The sequence below is a fragment of the Algibacter sp. YIN40 genome (assembly GCF_057219435.1).
The window spans coordinates 482,274-499,159 of sequence record NZ_JBXVVC010000001.1; the positions used below are offsets into that span (position 1 = coordinate 482,274).

The 16,886-nt window shown below is 33.3% G+C and carries 14 protein-coding genes; 3 read left to right on the forward strand and 11 right to left on the reverse strand.

From position 1 onward, the window contains the following. Nucleotides 1–47: 47 nt before the first annotated feature. The 6 genes from rimM to AC2D6V_RS02370 all read right to left on the reverse strand — a co-directional run bounded on the left by rimM (nt 48) and on the right by AC2D6V_RS02370 (nt 6,884). Entirely contained in the window at nt 48–572 is a 525-nt protein-coding gene (gene rimM, locus AC2D6V_RS02345) for a ribosome maturation factor RimM (RefSeq protein WP_484646437.1), read from the reverse strand. Nucleotides 573–602: 30 nt separating this feature from the next. Next, entirely contained in the window at nt 603–2,372 is a 1,770-nt protein-coding gene (locus AC2D6V_RS02350; RefSeq protein ID WP_484646438.1) for a MutS-related protein, read from the reverse strand. Between the two features lie 77 nt (nt 2,373–2,449). Then, on the reverse strand, nt 2,450–3,145 hold the full coding sequence (locus tag AC2D6V_RS02355; protein WP_484646439.1) for a zinc metallopeptidase: 696 nt from the start codon (nt 3,143–3,145) through the stop codon (nt 2,450–2,452). Nucleotides 3,146–3,226: 81 nt separating this feature from the next. Then, on the reverse strand, nt 3,227–3,478 hold the full coding sequence (locus AC2D6V_RS02360) for a SemiSWEET family sugar transporter (RefSeq protein WP_484646440.1): 252 nt from the start codon (nt 3,476–3,478) through the stop codon (nt 3,227–3,229). An 11-nt stretch (nt 3,479–3,489) separates the two neighbouring features. Continuing rightward, on the reverse strand, nt 3,490–3,795 hold the full coding sequence (locus AC2D6V_RS02365) for a DUF6370 family protein (RefSeq protein WP_484646441.1): 306 nt from the start codon (nt 3,793–3,795) through the stop codon (nt 3,490–3,492). A 116-nt stretch (nt 3,796–3,911) separates the two neighbouring features. Further along, on the reverse strand, nt 3,912–6,884 hold the full coding sequence (locus AC2D6V_RS02370) for a leucine--tRNA ligase (protein ID WP_484646442.1): 2,973 nt from the start codon (nt 6,882–6,884) through the stop codon (nt 3,912–3,914). Nucleotides 6,885–7,036: 152 nt separating this feature from the next. Between AC2D6V_RS02370 and AC2D6V_RS02375 the strand changes: the two genes are divergently transcribed. The 3 genes from AC2D6V_RS02375 to AC2D6V_RS02385 all read left to right on the forward strand — a co-directional run bounded on the left by AC2D6V_RS02375 (nt 7,037) and on the right by AC2D6V_RS02385 (nt 9,248). After that, nucleotides 7,037–7,942: a DMT family transporter gene (locus tag AC2D6V_RS02375; protein ID WP_484646443.1), complete on the forward strand. Its 906-nt coding sequence runs from the start codon at nt 7,037–7,039 to the stop codon at nt 7,940–7,942. A 103-nt stretch (nt 7,943–8,045) separates the two neighbouring features. Beyond that, nucleotides 8,046–8,924 carry a cell division protein FtsX gene (locus AC2D6V_RS02380; RefSeq protein WP_484646444.1) on the forward strand — a complete coding sequence of 293 codons (879 nt, stop codon included), beginning with the start codon at nt 8,046–8,048 and terminating at the stop codon, nt 8,922–8,924. 69 nt (nt 8,925–8,993) lie between these two features. Then, entirely contained in the window at nt 8,994–9,248 is a 255-nt protein-coding gene (locus tag AC2D6V_RS02385) for a DUF3098 domain-containing protein (protein ID WP_484646445.1), read from the forward strand. Nucleotides 9,249–9,295: 47 nt separating this feature from the next. Here AC2D6V_RS02385 and AC2D6V_RS02390 read toward each other — a convergent pair whose 3' ends face one another. From AC2D6V_RS02390 to AC2D6V_RS02410, 5 genes are all read right to left on the reverse strand, one after another. Next, nucleotides 9,296–10,420: a glycerate kinase gene (locus AC2D6V_RS02390; RefSeq protein WP_484646446.1), complete on the reverse strand. Its 1,125-nt coding sequence runs from the start codon at nt 10,418–10,420 to the stop codon at nt 9,296–9,298. A gap of 18 nt (nt 10,421–10,438) precedes the next feature. Continuing rightward, nucleotides 10,439–12,085 (reverse strand): sodium:solute symporter family transporter, encoded by a 1,647-nt coding sequence (locus AC2D6V_RS02395; RefSeq protein ID WP_484646447.1) that lies wholly within the window; start codon nt 12,083–12,085, stop codon nt 10,439–10,441. A 10-nt stretch (nt 12,086–12,095) separates the two neighbouring features. Further along, nucleotides 12,096–12,701 carry a GNAT family N-acetyltransferase gene (locus AC2D6V_RS02400; protein ID WP_484646448.1) on the reverse strand — a complete coding sequence of 202 codons (606 nt, stop codon included), beginning with the start codon at nt 12,699–12,701 and terminating at the stop codon, nt 12,096–12,098. A 6-nt stretch (nt 12,702–12,707) separates the two neighbouring features. Continuing rightward, nucleotides 12,708–14,009: an MGH1-like glycoside hydrolase domain-containing protein gene (locus AC2D6V_RS02405; RefSeq protein WP_484646449.1), complete on the reverse strand. Its 1,302-nt coding sequence runs from the start codon at nt 14,007–14,009 to the stop codon at nt 12,708–12,710. Nucleotides 14,010–14,105: 96 nt separating this feature from the next. Continuing rightward, nucleotides 14,106–16,823 (reverse strand): TonB-dependent receptor domain-containing protein, encoded by a 2,718-nt coding sequence (locus AC2D6V_RS02410; RefSeq protein ID WP_484646450.1) that lies wholly within the window; start codon nt 16,821–16,823, stop codon nt 14,106–14,108. Nucleotides 16,824–16,886: the final 63 nt, after the last annotated feature.

Below are 16,886 nucleotides of genomic sequence, written 5' to 3' on the forward strand. Positions count from 1 at the left end.
TAAGTTTAATTTATAAGATTCCTGCCTTCGCAGGAATGACAAATAATTTATAGGTATAAATCTATCAATCCCTCAGGAGTTTCAACAAAAATGGTTTTATTATCTCGATCAACTTTCAAAATAAATTCATCATTCATGGGGATTAAAATTTCAACACCATCTCTATCAATCTCAAAAAGTGATTGTGCTGTAGAATCATTTATAGCTTTAATAACTCCTACTTGTCCAAAGTTTTTATCCTCAATTTCAAAACCAATAACCTCATGAAAATAAAATTTATCGCCTTCTAACTTTGGCAATAAGTCTAATGGTAAATACAAACCACTCTTCATAATAGCATCGGCATCTGCTTCCGTATCTACATCTTCAAACTTGATACGTAATAACTCCGATTTATGCAATTGTGAACTTTCAACAAAAAAAGGAACCAAGTTGTTCCTTAGTTCTAAAAAAATAGCATCCAAATGTTCGTATATATCTGGTTGATCGGTATCCAATTTAGCAAGTACTTCACCCTTGAAACTATACTTTTTTACAATTTTACCTAAGTAAAAACAATCTTCTATTTTCATTTAATTAAGTCAATTAAGATTACAAAAATATTAAACGATATTCATCTTCTTTAAAAGAAATGATGCATTCATATTTTTACAAATTCCTTTTTTGAATTTATAATCAAAATGAAGTTCATCATTAATAATTTCGGCATCAAAATAATAATTTTTAACATCATCTAACGCATTCTCAATTTCACACAAACTTAAATCGTGCGTTGCAATTATTCCTGTGGCATTTGAAGCTACTAGTTTTTCAACAAACTTTTTAGACCCTATGGCTTTATCTGTACTATTTGTTCCTTTTAAAATCTCATCCAAAACAATGAAATAAGGTTCTTGCTCAATCGCATCTACAATATATTTTAAACGCGTCAATTCTGAAAAGAAATACGAACTATCATCGGTCAAAGAATCTGAAGTACGCATACTAGTAATTAATTTAACAGGCTCATAACTGCTCGATTCTGCGCAAATAGGTAAGCCTACATTAGTCATAACAATATGTAATGAAACAGTGCGTAAAAAAGTGCTTTTCCCTGCCATATTAGCCCCTGTTACTATAAAAAATTGTTCCTTATTTATTAATAAGTCACTACTTACACGTTTTTCTTTATCTAATAAAGGGTGTCCTAAATTTTGAGCATTTATAATAGCCTGATTTTTGGCTATTTTGGGGAACACAAAATTAGGATGATTAAACGCATAATTACCTAAGGAATTATATGCATCGAAAAAAGATACGACTTCAAACCAATCGGATACTTTATCTTCATATAGCGTAATCCATTTCTCAATTTGATAGCTATTCTTGATATCGGTTAAAAAAAATCCATTCCCAAAAATAGCACCAATTAAATTATTTCTATTATCTAGCGCATCCAAAGCTTTTGAAAATTGCTTGAAAATATTTGATGCTTTTTTATCTCCAGATTGAATCTGTTGCTGTTTTTGATTCAATAAATCTGAAGAAAAAGACTCATTTTCTATAAGGTCTAATAAATCGGCATATTGCCTAAAAGTATCTCGAACCTTATCTGTATTCGTAGACAACACGTTTATCTTTTTAAGATAAACACCTGTAATCCCTAAGCCAAGTAGTAACCAATAAACAATTAATGATGGTATGCTTATAAACTCTAATATTATAAGTACAATAATGATGATTGATGCTACCCCAAAAACATTTGGCACCCAAGTCATGGATTTAGGTAAAAATGTCCTATGTGCTTTTAACCAACTAATAATTCGCTTCGCTGGTGTTTCAACTGTGACCAAATTAGAAGTTGCCGAATAATTTTGACGCCATTGTGGTTTTGAGGCCAATTCCTTTATAGCGTTTTGTCGTAATTCAATATTGTTAATGTTATTAGCTTTTAACGCTTCGGCTAAAACGCTGGCTCCTTCCTTAATGGTCGTTCTATTTATAAACTGAAAAAACGACCCACGTCCAAACAGATCAATATCTAAGGAATAAAAATGATTAGGGTCTTGAAATTGTAAGCCTTTATCTCTGTCAAGAAAATTACCAGATGCTACTCTAATTTCATCTTTATTTATATCGACGAGCGCTTTATTAAAAGCTCTTAATCTTTTAATATCGGTATATTTTGATAATAAATAAATGAATACAGCAACCCCTAAAAACCCTATTATTAAAGCGATTTTCCACCATTGAAAAAGCATATAAACACCAAATCCTGTAGCCACGAAAACACCCAAACGAAGTAAACTAAGCGCGGTCATTTGTTTATAAAGACGTTGCGCTTCAGATTTGTATTTTTCTAAATGCCTATGGTAATAGTCTATAAAATTCATTCGAATGATTGATTGAGTATAAAGAAACAAAAAAGCCCTGAAATACTTCAGAGCTTACATGTTTTATCAATTAGTTTTTAATCTCGTCCTCCAAATACTTGAAGTGCCCAATACACTAGAGATGCCAGCGCACCTATAGCTGCTACAAGGTATGTTCTTGCTGCCCATTTAAGAGCATCTTCAGATCCAGCATATTCTTGTTGAGATACCATGTTTTTATTTTTTAACCAAGCTAGAGCACGATTACTAGCATCGTATTCTACAGGTAATGTGATAAAACTAAACAAAGTAGCAAATCCCATCATGACTAAACCTGCAACGGCTACATAATAACCGAAACCAAGTCCTGCGGCAGCTCCTAACAATAAACCACCAATAACGACCCATTGCGACATTCCAGAGGTTACACTCACTACTGGCACCAATGCAGATCGCATTTTTAACCATTCGTAAGCTTGGGCGTGCTGTACTGCATGCCCACATTCGTGTGCAGATACTGCAGCAGCAGCGGCGTTACGTTGATTGTAAACCGACTCACTTAAATTTACTGTTTTGTTTTTTGGGTTATAATGGTCTGTTAGTTGACCCGGTGTAGAAATAACCTCAACATCATTAATACCATGGTCTGCTAACATTTTTTCGGCAATTTCTGCACCACTCAAACCATTACGCAACTGTACTTGTGAATACTTCTTAAACTTACGTTTTAATGTGCTACTCACTAACCAGCTAACTAAAGTAATAGCTCCAATTAATATATAATATCCTATCATTTTTTAAAATTTTTAATTCTGAATTAAATATAGCAATAATTACACCAATGTTTAACGCTGAAAGTTTGTCAGTCGTATTAATTATTTCTTAGTGTATTTTATTTTGAAATAGACTAGTAAAAAAGAAGAAACTACTGTTATAGAATTTGCAAAAATCATTGACGGGCTTTCCATTAAAACCCCATAAACCAACCAGCCAACAATACCAATAAAAAAGATTAAAAGCATGGGTAAAGACAAACCAGAAACATCTTTTGTTTTCCAAGTTTTATAAACTTGCGGTAAAAAAGCTCCAGTAGTTAAAATGGCAGCAGTAAAGCCAATTATTTCCATATCTTAAATGATTAATCCAATAATTTAACTGAACTTACTTTAAATCGATTTCCTTCCAATTTACCATCTATCTCAGCTCTCCTAATTACTTCACAAAATCCAGTATTTTCGTCGTGAGCATCACCAAATTCGTCAATATCTGCACCATCTACAAAGTAAGAGTTACCATCAATTCGCACTGCTAAATCACAGCCTTTTTGAGAGGTAAGTCCAAACTGGCATTGACCACAAGACAATTCTACTGTTTGTTTTTGTGTTTTCTTATTTTGACATGCAAAACCTAGAAACAAAGCCAAAACTATAATTATTCTTTTCATATTTTAAATTTAATATTGAATGTCTCTTCGAGTGATTTTTGAAAAAAATTGTATCGAGAAGTTATTTTAAACAAGTTCTCGATACATCACGCTAAGGCGCGACACTCGAACTGACGTTAACCTACAATATTTACAATCTTCCCCGGTACAACAATCACTTTTTTAGGTATGCGCCCTTGCAATTGTTCTTGGGTTTTTTCATTGGCCAAAACCGCTTCCTCGATAGCCTCTTTACCTAAATCTAAAGGTAATTCCATAGTAAAACGCATTTTACCATTAAAGGATATAGGATAGTTTTTACTACTTTCTACCAAATGACTTTCATCAAACTGCGGAAATGAAGCCGTTGAAATGGACCCCGAATTACCTAAAGCTTCCCAAAGTTCTTCTGCAATATGAGGTGCATAAGGCGATAATAAAACTAATAATGGCTCAAGAATATCTTTTGAAATACACTTTTGCGTTGTTAATTCATTAACCGCAATCATAAAGGTTGATACAGATGTGTTGAATGAGAAATTCTCAATATCTTCTTGAACCTTTTTAATTGTTTTATGGAGGGTTTTTAAGCCGTCTTTTGATGGTTCTGCATCGGTTACTTTTAACCCATTATCATCAAAATATAGTTTCCATAACTTCTTTAAGAAACCATGCACGCCCGTAATACCTGCTGTATTCCAAGGTTTGTATTGCTCTAATGGCCCTAAAAACATTTCGTAAAGACGCAAACTATCTGCTCCGTATCGTTCACAAATATTATCTGGGTTTACTACGTTGTATTTGGATTTGGACATTTTTTCAACGTCCCGTTTTACTTTTAAAGTTCCATTATCATCTCCTACAAAATATGCGTCTTTCAATTCGCTACGCCAATTTATCAAATCATTTAATTCAACCTGGGCACTACTATTTACCAAAGTGACATCAACGTGTACAGGCGAAAAATTCTTATACTTCGCCTTGCTAGTAATATAAATAACATTACTTAGAACATCCTTAAGTTCTTGAGAAAAATACTCTTCAAATCGTTTTTTCTCATGAACAGCATTATCAATTATCTCATAATTAGTATACACAAGAAGAGGTTTCCCGTTCAATATTAAGTTCGTATTCCACTTATAAATAAATGCACTTGTACCAAGTATCATTCCTTGGTTAATCAGCTTTTTAGCGTACTCATCATGATTAACATAACCTTTATCAAACATAAACTTTTGCCAAAAACGAGAGTACAACAAGTGTCCTGTTGCATGTTCAGAACCACCTATATATAAATCTACTTGTTGCCAATAATCAATAGCTTCTTTTGAGAAGATAGCATCCTCATTATTTGGGTCCATGTATCGATTAAAATACTGTGAGCTTCCTGCCCACCCTGGCATAGTATTTAACTCTAATGGGAATATACTAGTGTGATTTATCTTTTCATTCTCTACTACAGAATTAGTTTCAGTGTCCCAAGCCCAAACCGGTGCATTTCCTAATGGTGGTTCACCAGTTTCAGTTGGTAAATATTTTTCAACCTCGGGTAGTTCAATCGGTAAATGCTCTACATCTATCATCTGCGGTAATCCATTCACATAATATACTGGAAATGGCTCTCCCCAATAACGTTGACGACTAAATACGGCATCCCGCAAACGGTAATTCGTTTTTCCTTCACCTTGACCCATTTGTTCCAACTCGTAAATAACACGTTTGGTTGCCTTTTTATAGTTCATGCCATTAATGAAATCACTATTTGCAATAACGGTTTTATCTTTATCTGTAAAGGCTTCTTCAGAGATATCTACACCCTCAAAAATATTAGGAATTGGAATATTAAAATGCTTTGCAAAATCATAATCACGTTGGTCACCACATGGCACCGACATTACTGCTCCTGTTCCGTAGCCAGCTAACACGTAATCGCCAATCCAAATTGGAATCGGCTCTTTTGAAAATGGATGTTCTGCATAAGCGCCTGTAGACGCACCTGTAATAGTTTTTACATCTGCCATTCTATCGCGCTCACTGCGTTTTGCTGTGGCTTCAATATAGGCTTCGACCTCAGCTTTTTGGTCTAGGGTTGTAATCTGTGAAACAAGTTCGTGTTCTGGTGCTAAAGTCATAAAACTAACACCGAAAATGGTGTCGGGGCGGGTTGTGAAGACATCAATAACGTCAGGTGCTTCGACAAGCTCAGCATGACTATCGTTTTCATTATTGGCTATAACATTAAATGATACACTAGCCCCTACCGATTTTCCAATCCAGTTACGTTGGCTTTCCTTTAGTGAATCTGTCCAATCAATAGTATCTAAACCTTGAAGCAAACGTTCTGCATAGGCCGAAATACGCATGCTCCATTGGGTCATTTTCTTTCTAATAACAGGATGCCCTCCACGTTCAGAAACACCATTTACTATTTCATCATTAGCCAACACCGTTCCCAATTCAGGACACCAGTTTACTTCAGCTTCAGCTAAATAGGTAAGTCTGTATTGAAGTAATATTTTTTGTTGTTTTTCAGACGAAAAAGATTGCCATTCTTCCGCCGAAAACGGTTCGATATTATCATCGCAAACTGCATTGACACCAGTATTTCCTTCCGAAGTAAAAATGGCTTCTAAAACTGAAATATCTTCAGCTTTATTAGAATCATTATTAAACCATGAATTAAATAATTGAATAAATACCCATTGTGTCCATTTGTAATAACTTGGGTCACTGGTTCTAACTTCGCGTGACCAATCGAATGAAAATCCAATTTGATCTAATTGCCGACGGTATGTTTTTATGTTTTCAGCGGTAGTAATTGCTGGATGTTGCCCAGTTTGAATGGCATATTGTTCTGCTGGTAATCCGAAACTATCATACCCCTGTGGATGCAATACATTAAAACCTTTATGGCGTTTGTATCTCGCATAAATATCTGAAGCAATATAGCCTAATGGATGCCCAACATGTAAACCTGCACCACTTGGGTAAGGAAACATATCCAATACATAGTATTTTGGTTTGCTACTGTTATTTTCGGCTTTAAAGGTTTGCTTCTTTGCCCAATATTTTTGCCACTTGGCTTCAATTTCGTTGAAATTGTATCTCATTTGTTCTTGTCCCTCTTAATAAAAACGCAAATTTACGTTTTATAAACAAACTGGAAAACCTTTAGTTTTATTAAATAACTGAGTTTGTCCCATTTAAAAAGATATTGTTAAATATTAAATTTACTTTTGAATCTACTTTGAAAATTTAGCTCTTGACAAAAAACATATATAAAGCACATCTAGCACTCCTTGGAGCTAATATAATTTATGGTGTGAATTATATAATAGCTAAAGGTATAATGCCCGATAAAATTGGGCCGTCTGCATTTGTTTTTATTAGACTTTTTTTCGGAACTATTTTGTTCTGGATTATTAAATCTTTTATTAAAGAAAAAGTTAACAACAAAGACATGCTGCGCCTAGCTTTATGCGGTTTATTGGGTGCGGCGGCTAACCAACTTTTGTTTTTTAATGGATTAAACTTAACCTCTCCCATTGATGCTTCTATTATTATGACTAGCACACCTGTACTAGTATTAATTTTTAGTTTTATCATTCTAAAAGAAAAAATAACGCCTAATAAATTGTTAGGAACTACTATTGGTAGTATTGGAGCTATTCTTTTAATTTGGTATGGTAATAGTATAGAGGGGAACAGTTCATTTCTTGGTAATTTATGCGTCTTTTTAAATGCCTCTGCGTACGGCCTTTATTTGGTAATTGTAAAACCTTTAATGAAAAAATATCATGCTATAACAATTATTAGTTGGGTCTTTTTGTTTGGTTTTTTCTTTATGTTACCCTTTGGATTAGGTGATTTTATAGCTACAGATTTCGATTCTTTCGATTTGAACACCTACTTGGTAATTGGTTTCGTTGTTGTTTTTACTACGTTTTTTGCCTATCTATTTAACATATACGCTTTAAACCACGTGTCACCTTCTGTAAGCAGTAGTTATATTTATTTACAGCCAGCAATTAGTTTTATCATGGTAAGCATATATGCCTATGTTTTAATGCAAGATCGATACAATAAAGACATTAGTTTAATTAAAATTCTAAGTTGTATAATGGTTATCTCTGGCGTTTATTTAATTAGTAAATCTTCTAAAAATTAACTTAAGCCTAAAGTCCTTAAACAACATTATTAATATGTTTATGTTTATATCTATGCAGATAAGAGATACTTTATTATTTTTACCAGATTAATCATACCATTCTATGAGTTCATCATTTGAAAAACATCAAAAAAGAAAACTTGTTTCCTCATATTTTTCCGTGGTTTTAAGTATTGCCTTAGTATTATTCTTATTGGGATTATTGGGTCTTTTGGTACTTAATGCTAAAAAAGTTTCAGATCATTTTAAGGAGCAGGTAGTAGTAACTATCTATTTAAAAGATTCTGCTAAGGATGTTGAAAAAAAACAGCTTGAAAAGAGTTTAGCGATGTCGGATTATGTCAAATCCACCGAATATGTATCTAAAGAACAAGCTGCTGAATTTATGAAAGCAGAAAATGGTGAAGACTTCATGGATTTTGTTGGGTATAATCCTCTTCAAAACTCGATTGATGTTCATTTGAAGGCAGATTTTGTAACCTCTGAGCAACTTGAAAAAATTTCTACCGAAGCACTAAGTAAAAACTTTGTTGATGAAGTTTCCTATGACAATGACTTAGTTAATCTCATGAATGATAACGTTAAAAAGATTAGCTTTTGGGTGTTATTTATTAGTGCCATATTTACGTTAATAGCAGTTTTATTAATAAATAGTTCCATTAGGTTGGCGGTATATTCCAAACGATTTACAATTAAAACCATGCAAATGGTTGGCGCTACAAAACAATTTATTAGAAGGCCTTTTGTTTGGAAAAGCATAAAACTAGGCATTATTGGTGCTATTTTAGCACTTATAGGAATGGCTTTTGTATTATACTACTTAAACCTTACATTCCCTGAGCTCGGTTTATTAAACAAGCCTTTTTTGGTTACTCTACTTTTTGCTTTCATTTTTGGTTTAGGTATTATTATCACTTGGATAAGCACTCATTTTGCGACACAACGATTCTTGAATTTGAAAACCGACCAATTGTATTATTGATTTTATAAAAATCTTATGATTGACATATAAATAAATTGAGTTAATTTGCATAGTTGAATATCTAATAAAATGGGAGAGAAAAAACGAAAAGAAGCATCAAAACCAGTTTTTGTTTTTGGAAAGAAAAACTACAAATTTATGTTTATTGGGTTAGCCTGTATAGCAATAGGTTTTATATTAATGTCTGGTGGTGGAAGTGACGATCCAAATGTTTTTAACCCTGAAATATTTTCTTGGAGACGTATTCGTTTAGCACCAACTTTAGTCTTAATTGGCTTTGGTATTCAGATATATGCTATTCTTTTGAATCCTGATAAGAAGTAATTTATTTGCTACCAAATCATTCAAGTTAACAATTAACAAATCGCAGTTCATATCAAGGCATCAGCAAAATTCTGTGCCATTTCCTTAACATAGGCGTAAACATTCTTCATAGCGTCATCCATATCACTAGCATAATCAATTACAGCATCTGAATAATGAATTCCATAATCTTCTGGCTTAATGCCTTCTAAATCTATAGCACCACAAAAAGTGGCAACTTTTATACGTTTAGCTTTCGCCGAAGCTAATACACCTTGAATTGTTTTTCCAGACATGGTTTGAGTATCCAGCTTTCCTTCGCCTGTAATAATCCAATCGGTATTTTCTAGTTTGTCATCAAATTGTGCCAAGTTTTTAATCAATTGAATTCCAGGTTCTAAACTCCCTTTTAAAAACACTTTTGATGCAATTCCCATACCACCTGCTGCTCCAGCACCCATTAATGATTGTGCGTCAATATTAAAAACAGAATTTATAATTTTTGAAAAGTCTTTGAGGCCATTATCTAATATTTCAATATCATTTGACGACGCCCCTTTTTGTGCTCCATACACATAGGCAGCTCCAGTTAGTCCATAAAGCGGATTGGTAACATCGCAAGCCACTCTAAAATCAATTTCATATAATCTATCGTTTACGTTAGCAACATCAATAGATACTATCTGTGATAAATTTGCGCCAATAGGTTTTACTTCATTTTTGTTCTTATCCAAAAACCGATACCCTAAAGCTGTTGCCATTCCAATGCCACAATCGTTAGTGGCACTTCCCCCAATACCTAAAATGACTTTTGAAGCACCTTTTTTAATAGCATCCAATATCATTTCTCCTGTCCCTAAAGTCGTAGCATTAATACAATCAAATTGTTCAGGTTTCAGCACCTTTACACCCGAAGCTTCAGCCATTTCAATAAATGCCGTTTTAGACAATTCAGAATATAGATAAGAAGCTTGAACAGGCCGAAAAAATGGATTGTTTACGGTTGTATGAATCACATCACCTTTTAGATAATAATTCACAACTTCAATAGTACCATCACCACCATCGGCTAAAGGTGATTTTACAATTTCAACATCAGGAGTTATGGTTTTTATACCAGCCTCAACTGCATCACAAAATTCCAATCCAGTTAAAGAATTTTTAAACTTATCTGGCGCTAGTACTATTTTCATAATATGAATCTGAAAATTTTATCCAAAAATAACTGGAATAAAGTAACTAAAAGTTACGATAATTATAAAAAAGACTACTAATATGTATACCTCTTTAATCATAAAGTCTTCTTTTTTAATGCTAACATTAAAATTAGAAATCTTTTTAATCTCTACATTTTTAGTCAAAGCACTTACAACATAAGCAACCACCAATGAAATTACTACACCAGTGAAGTTAAGCCAAATCCAAAAAATATGAATTCCTAAATCGATATGAAATAACTCTTGAATAGTTTTAGAGAATGTGAGGTTAATTAAAACGGCCAATATAATACCAGCGTTCATACCAATATGATTTACTTTTTTTGAAAAGAAAGCCAGAAAAAATGTAACTAATACTGGACCGTAAAAGACAGAACCAATCGCATTAATAATTTCTATAACAGCACTTTTACTACCGCCAAATAAGAAGGCGCTTGCAATACAAACAACTCCCCAAAAAACCACAGATGCTTTTGAAATAACCATGTATTTTTTATCAGATAGTTTTTCTTTACCTCTGTTAAAGAAGTCTTCAACGGTTACAGCAGATAGTGAATTTACTGTAGAGCTTAAAGAAGACATTGCCGCAGAAAGGATTCCTACCATTAAGATACCTATAAGCCCGTGAGGTAAATATTTCATTATAAAAACAGGAATCATTAAATCTGCTTTAATGCCGTTTGCAGCAAATTCTTCAGGAAAATATTTTTGTGTTGTATCTGCTATTTCTTGTAAAAAATCTGGAGCTAATGTTACTAAGCCGCCTATTACTAATCCCATAACACAATATATTAATACCACTGGAAATCTTAATAATCCATTTGCTAATAATAATTGACGTATGGTTTTTTCGCTTTTAGCTGATAACAAACGTTGGGCTTGTGTTTGATCGCACCCGTAATATGATACATACAAAAAGAATCCACCTATTACCATGGGTAAAAACCCATATTCATTTCCTTCACCTATACCTAAATTAGAATCTATGACTTTTAAGCGTTCTGGATTGAATCCTTCAGATAAACCACCAAGGTCTTGTAATAATGACCATCCAAAATATAAACAAATGACTAAGCCAACAAATAGAATAATCATTTGTATAGCATCGCCCCATACTACGGCTTTCATACCACCTTGCCATGAGTAAATAATAGTAATAACGCTAATTATTAAAATAGTATAAACAAAGTCAATATCTAGAACGGCTTGTAAAATAATGGCAATCGTATAAACCATAACACCAGTTGCTAAAGCACGACTCAATTGAAAAACAATACTTAAAACCAATCTTGTAGAAGAGCTAAAACGTTTTTCTACGAACTCATAAATACTAACAACTCCCGATCTGAATAATGGCGGTATTATTACTATCATTATAAAAATCATGGCTAATGGTACTGCAAACTCAAATGTTAGCCATTTCATTCCGCCTCCTAATTTTATACCTACGAATGCTGGTGCCGATATAAAACTAATAGCAGACAATTGGGTTGCCATGGTTGATAAACTCAACGGGAACCAACCCATGCTTTTACCTCCTAAAAAGTAATCTTTAGAATCCTTATTATCCTTAAAAAAGAATCCCATTCCTAAGAAAAATATAATGTAAAATATGACGATACTATAGTCTAGCCAATTCATAATTTTAATTTTAGTGTTTAGTAAGTTTATGCTTTAATTCTGTTTTTACTTTTTCAAACCATTCATCTTTTAGAATGCTTAATAAAATAATATCTGCCCGTCCTTTTCCATTAAGTGATGGGATAAAATTCCGTAATAGACCTTCTTCTTTACATCCTACACTTTTCATGGCGGCGATACTTATTTTGTTTTCGGAATGAGCACCAAAACCTACACGTTCTAGTTCTAAGGTTTCGAATGCAAATTGAAATAGTAAAAGCTTACATCGTTTATTTAATCCAGTACCACGAAAATCCTTTCCATACCACGTATGCCCCAACTTTATTGTTTTTAATTCTGACGAATAATCATAGAATCTCGTTGTGCCAGCATATTGCTTTGTAATTTTATCATAAACCACAAAAGGATATTCCTTTTTATGTTTTCTATTGTTAACTGTGGATGAAATATATGTTGTTAAATCGTCCTGACCACTTCCATTTTCAAGAAAATAAGTCCATAAATTATCTTCTTTTGAAATATCTAGTAAATGCTGAACATGCTCTATTTTAAGCGCACTAAGCTTTATATAATCATCCTCTAAAAAATAGTCTTCTGAATAATCTAAATTTGACACTTGAGTCTAACTTTCTAGTAAATCAATTAATAAAGCAGCACTCCAAGAAAAATTATTTCCACCATAACCTGCTTTTCCATACTGATGCATTTCTTTTCTTGAATCAAAATATTCATAAAAACCATTCTTCTCAAGAATCTCAATAGTGTCTTGTTTTACACGTTCTGCAATATCATACATTTCATACTGTTTCAACCCATTATAAAGAATCCAATTTAAATTAATCCAAACTGGACCACGCCAATATTTCTTAGGGTTAAATCTTTCGCTTGTGGGGTCAAAAGACGCACATAAATATTGATGATCTCCACCAAACTTATCCATCATAACTTTAACCATGGACGCTGCCCTTTCTTCATTTGGAATACCTGCATATAATGGCGAAAATGATGATGATGATAAATACCGAAGTGGTTTTTCATTTCTTAAATCATAATGTACATAAGCTCCAAGTTCTTTATCAAACAACTTTCTATTAAATGACTGAATACTCCTTTCTTGCCAGGTTCTTAGTTGGCTTACCTTTTCAGCATTTCCTAACTTTTCATATAAATTTATTAAACTCTGATTAGACTTAATCAGCATGGAATTAAATAATGGATCTTGCACCAAAAATGGCGATAGTTCTGCTATTTTTTCATCACAATAGTTATGCTCTTTTGCAATATCAATAATATACAAATAATGATCGTATTCTCTTTTTGAAGGCCTTTCTGAAGCGTCAACATGTGTGGTATCTCTTCTTTCAAAAGTATATTCGGGAGAATTCATTGTTTCCCAGATATCATCCCAAATTGGTGAATTATCAGTGCCTGATTCCCAATTATGATAAATATAGACCAACCCTTCATTTTGAGGATCTCTATTTTCATAGAAATACTCATGATTAAAGTATATTTTATCTATAACTTCTTCAATAAATTTTAACGTCGCTTTTTTATTGTCGCTTATGCTATAAATCTCTTCCAGAACAAACCCAGTTACCGGAGGTTGTGTCATACCCGTAGACTTATACTTAATAGATGATTGTGGGTGAAGGTGTGATTGGTGAAAATCTGGCCCTGGAAAATAAGAATCACTCTCTGTATGGAATACAATATGCGGAATAAATCCATTACCCCATTGTGCATCAAGCAATGTTTTTATTTCAGTCTCTGCTTTTTTCATATCAAAATGAGCAAAACCAATAGCAATTAAACCAGAATCCCAAAACCATTGAAATGGATATAGGTTTGCACATGGAATACTAAAACCATCTTTCCAGTTTTTGTTAAGTACATTAATAGCTTTTTCTTTAAGGGGTGTCATCTGTAAAATGTTATTATAAAATAATGATAAAAACTCATCACTTACACTTAGCCGCAAGTGATGAGTAAACAAACAAACTCAAACTAATCAATATGATTAAAAATTAAATGTAGCTGTTAAAAAGAAACGTCTTGGTAATATTGGCCTTCCAAAGAAGAATTCTGCATTACCAGCTTGATTAACATTTCGTGGATCTCCTTCAGTAACGCCTTCATCATCGAATAAATTAAATACAGAGAACCCTAACCTTAAGGTATCATCACTATCTTCACCACCCATTCCAAATTCATACCCAGCTCCAATACGCGCAATTGTAATTGCATCTAATTCAACTGTGTTGTTATCGGCAGCAAATTTGCTTCCTGTATGATTAAAAGAGAATAAGGCATCCCACCCATTGTTATCAAAATACGCACCTATACTTCCTAAAAAGTTTGGTTGTCTTGCTAACTCGTTACCTTCATTAGTGGTAGTTGATGTATTGTTAGTTAAATCTGTAGATACATTTTTTGTAATCTCATGAGATTGATAAGTCGCAGTACCTCTTAAACTTAAGTTATCTGCTACGCCCCAATCAAATGTTGCCTCTAAACCTACAGTTGAAGTACTTTGCTCAGATCTGGTTAAGTCAACTAATGTTCCTCCAACAAAACCTTGATCTATTTTAATTCTATCACTTAGCCCAACATAATATGCGGCAATAGATCCTCTTAGTTTTTCAGTACCAATTTTTGCTCCAGTTTCGAATTGAATAATTTGTTCTGAATCATACTTACTTCCTGTAACTCCAGTTGATATTGGAGAGAACCCTCTTATTTGTGGAAAAAAGAATCCTTTAGAAAAATTGGCATATAAATTAACTTTATCGTTTAATTTATATAATCCAGCCAACGAAACTGCCCAATCTGTAGCACTCACATTTGCTCTTGTAAAGCTCCCATCTGCAAAATTTACATTTGCTAATTCTGGTGTTAAAGTGGCATCATCATAAACCTGACTTTCAACTATATTGCCGTTGCTAAAAGTACCTTCAGTATTTTCAATTCTAAATCCAACATCAAAACGCCATTTATCAAAAACCATCTCATCTGTTAAATAGAATGCTGTTTTATTTTGAGATAAAAATTTATTCGATGTCATCCCTATTCTATTGTAGAGTCCTCCTTGTGAAAAAGTAACATCATTTCCTCCAGCATCAACATAACTTAAGTTTACTAATTTAGGATTGTTATTAAATTCTGATAATACTCTATATTGATAATTAACATCTTCTGCCTCAGTACGAGCCAAATAAACTCCTCCAGTTATATTGTGCGTTCCGTTTGTAACATCTAAAGTTTTAGTTAAAGAAGCTTCACCAGAATAGTCGGTCATTGGTCTTAAACGGTCAATATGTAAATTTTCAACTACCAAGTCAGATCCGCTAATTTGATTTGAAGTTCCTTGATACATAGCAGAAAACCCTTGATTTATTGGAGCAGCTATAGCAACATATTCGCTTAATGGCATTGGATTGCCTAGAGAAATTTCGTCATCAGGATCAGCAGTTAATGGGTTATCTAAAGATCTTCCATTACCGCCAACATATAAAGCAAAATTATGCTTGTAATTGGCATACTTCACTTTTGATTTAAATTTTAAATCATCTGAAAAATTATAGTTAAAATCTCCCATAATGTACCCGCCTTGAGTGAATACACCATCTTCAATTGGGCTTTCATATACACCTCCGGGAGTTAAAAATGACGTGTTTGCTAATTCACCAGATAATAATTGAGATACATCCTCTCCGTCATTACCAGCAATTCTTTTTCTATTACCATCTAAAGGCAGGGGTAAAAAGAACTGTGCTTTATCATTAATAAATTGTCCGTGAACAGTAAATGAACCATTTTCAAATTTCTTTTTAATATTCGCTCTAAACTGAACACCTTTTGTTGGTAATCCTGTTTCTATGGGCCCATCATCTTTTCTAACAAATCCAGTAAAGGCATAATAAGTATTAGAATCTTCTCCTCCTAATTTACCACCAGTGTAAAAATCTGTTTTTAAGCGACCTTTATCTGCCCATTCCAAATTAATAATGTTCTCATCATTAGAATCTCCTGTTTTACTAGTATAGTTAATAATACCCGCTACAGATCCAGCACCATATAATACAGCTGCACCACCACGAACAAACTCAACCCCTTTAAAACCTATATCTGGTCTTGCGTAGACATCATGAGCTGAAGAATTTAAACCGAACGTACTCATTAATGGCATACCATCGTACTGAAGTGGATTAAATACATATTGCCCGCCTGACGGCAAACCTCTTACAAAAACATTTGAAGCTGTTTCACCACCACCACCTTCAGCAGTAATACCAGGAATACTTCTTAAAACGTCTGCTTGACTATTAGCAGAAAGCTTAGTTATTTCTTTTTGTTTAAGTGAACTAATAGACATTGGTGTTTCCTTCTGCGATCTAAAAGTTGCAGATGCAGTTAAGACAACCTCATCTAAAGAATTTCCGCCTTCTTGCATAACAATTGCTAAGGTAATTGGGCTTCCATCTAAAGTTATAGATTGCTCTTGGGTTGCATATCCTAAATAAGATATCTGTAATGTGTGTGCTCCACTAAGACTAGTAGTGAAACTAAAATTTCCATCGAAATCTGATGTAGCACCAGAGGTACTTTCTAATACAAGAATATTCGCTCCTGTAATTGGGACACCTGAATTATCTTTAACATTTCCAGAAATTTCGGTTTGCGAAAACATTCCAGAAATGCTAAACAGGGATAATAATGTAAAAATAGTTTTTCTCATTTTGTTTAAGAATTAGTTAATTTAAGATAAATTTATAATCAAATGCATAAAAAAAGTGCTAAA

Coding starts and splice junctions, on each gene's coding strand:
- AC2D6V_RS02410 (WP_484646450.1), bottom strand. CDS start 16,823: ATGAGAAAAACTATTTTTACATTATTATCCCTGTTTAGCATTTCTGGA.
- AC2D6V_RS02355 (WP_484646439.1), bottom strand. CDS start 3,145: ATGATAGGATATTATATATTAATTGGAGCTATTACTTTAGTTAGCTGG.
- AC2D6V_RS02350 (WP_484646438.1), bottom strand. CDS start 2,372: ATGAATTTTATAGACTATTACCATAGGCATTTAGAAAAATACAAATCT.
- AC2D6V_RS02370 (WP_484646442.1), bottom strand. CDS start 6,884: ATGAGATACAATTTCAACGAAATTGAAGCCAAGTGGCAAAAATATTGG.
- AC2D6V_RS02390 (WP_484646446.1), bottom strand. CDS start 10,420: ATGAAAATAGTACTAGCGCCAGATAAGTTTAAAAATTCTTTAACTGGA.
- AC2D6V_RS02405 (WP_484646449.1), bottom strand. CDS start 14,009: ATGACACCCCTTAAAGAAAAAGCTATTAATGTACTTAACAAAAACTGG.
- AC2D6V_RS02365 (WP_484646441.1), bottom strand. CDS start 3,795: ATGAAAAGAATAATTATAGTTTTGGCTTTGTTTCTAGGTTTTGCATGT.
- AC2D6V_RS02385 (WP_484646445.1), top strand. CDS start 8,994: ATGGGAGAGAAAAAACGAAAAGAAGCATCAAAACCAGTTTTTGTTTTT.
- AC2D6V_RS02395 (WP_484646447.1), bottom strand. CDS start 12,085: ATGAATTGGCTAGACTATAGTATCGTCATATTTTACATTATATTTTTC.
- AC2D6V_RS02380 (WP_484646444.1), top strand. CDS start 8,046: ATGAGTTCATCATTTGAAAAACATCAAAAAAGAAAACTTGTTTCCTCA.
- AC2D6V_RS02360 (WP_484646440.1), bottom strand. CDS start 3,478: ATGGAAATAATTGGCTTTACTGCTGCCATTTTAACTACTGGAGCTTTT.
- rimM (WP_484646437.1), bottom strand. CDS start 572: ATGAAAATAGAAGATTGTTTTTACTTAGGTAAAATTGTAAAAAAGTAT.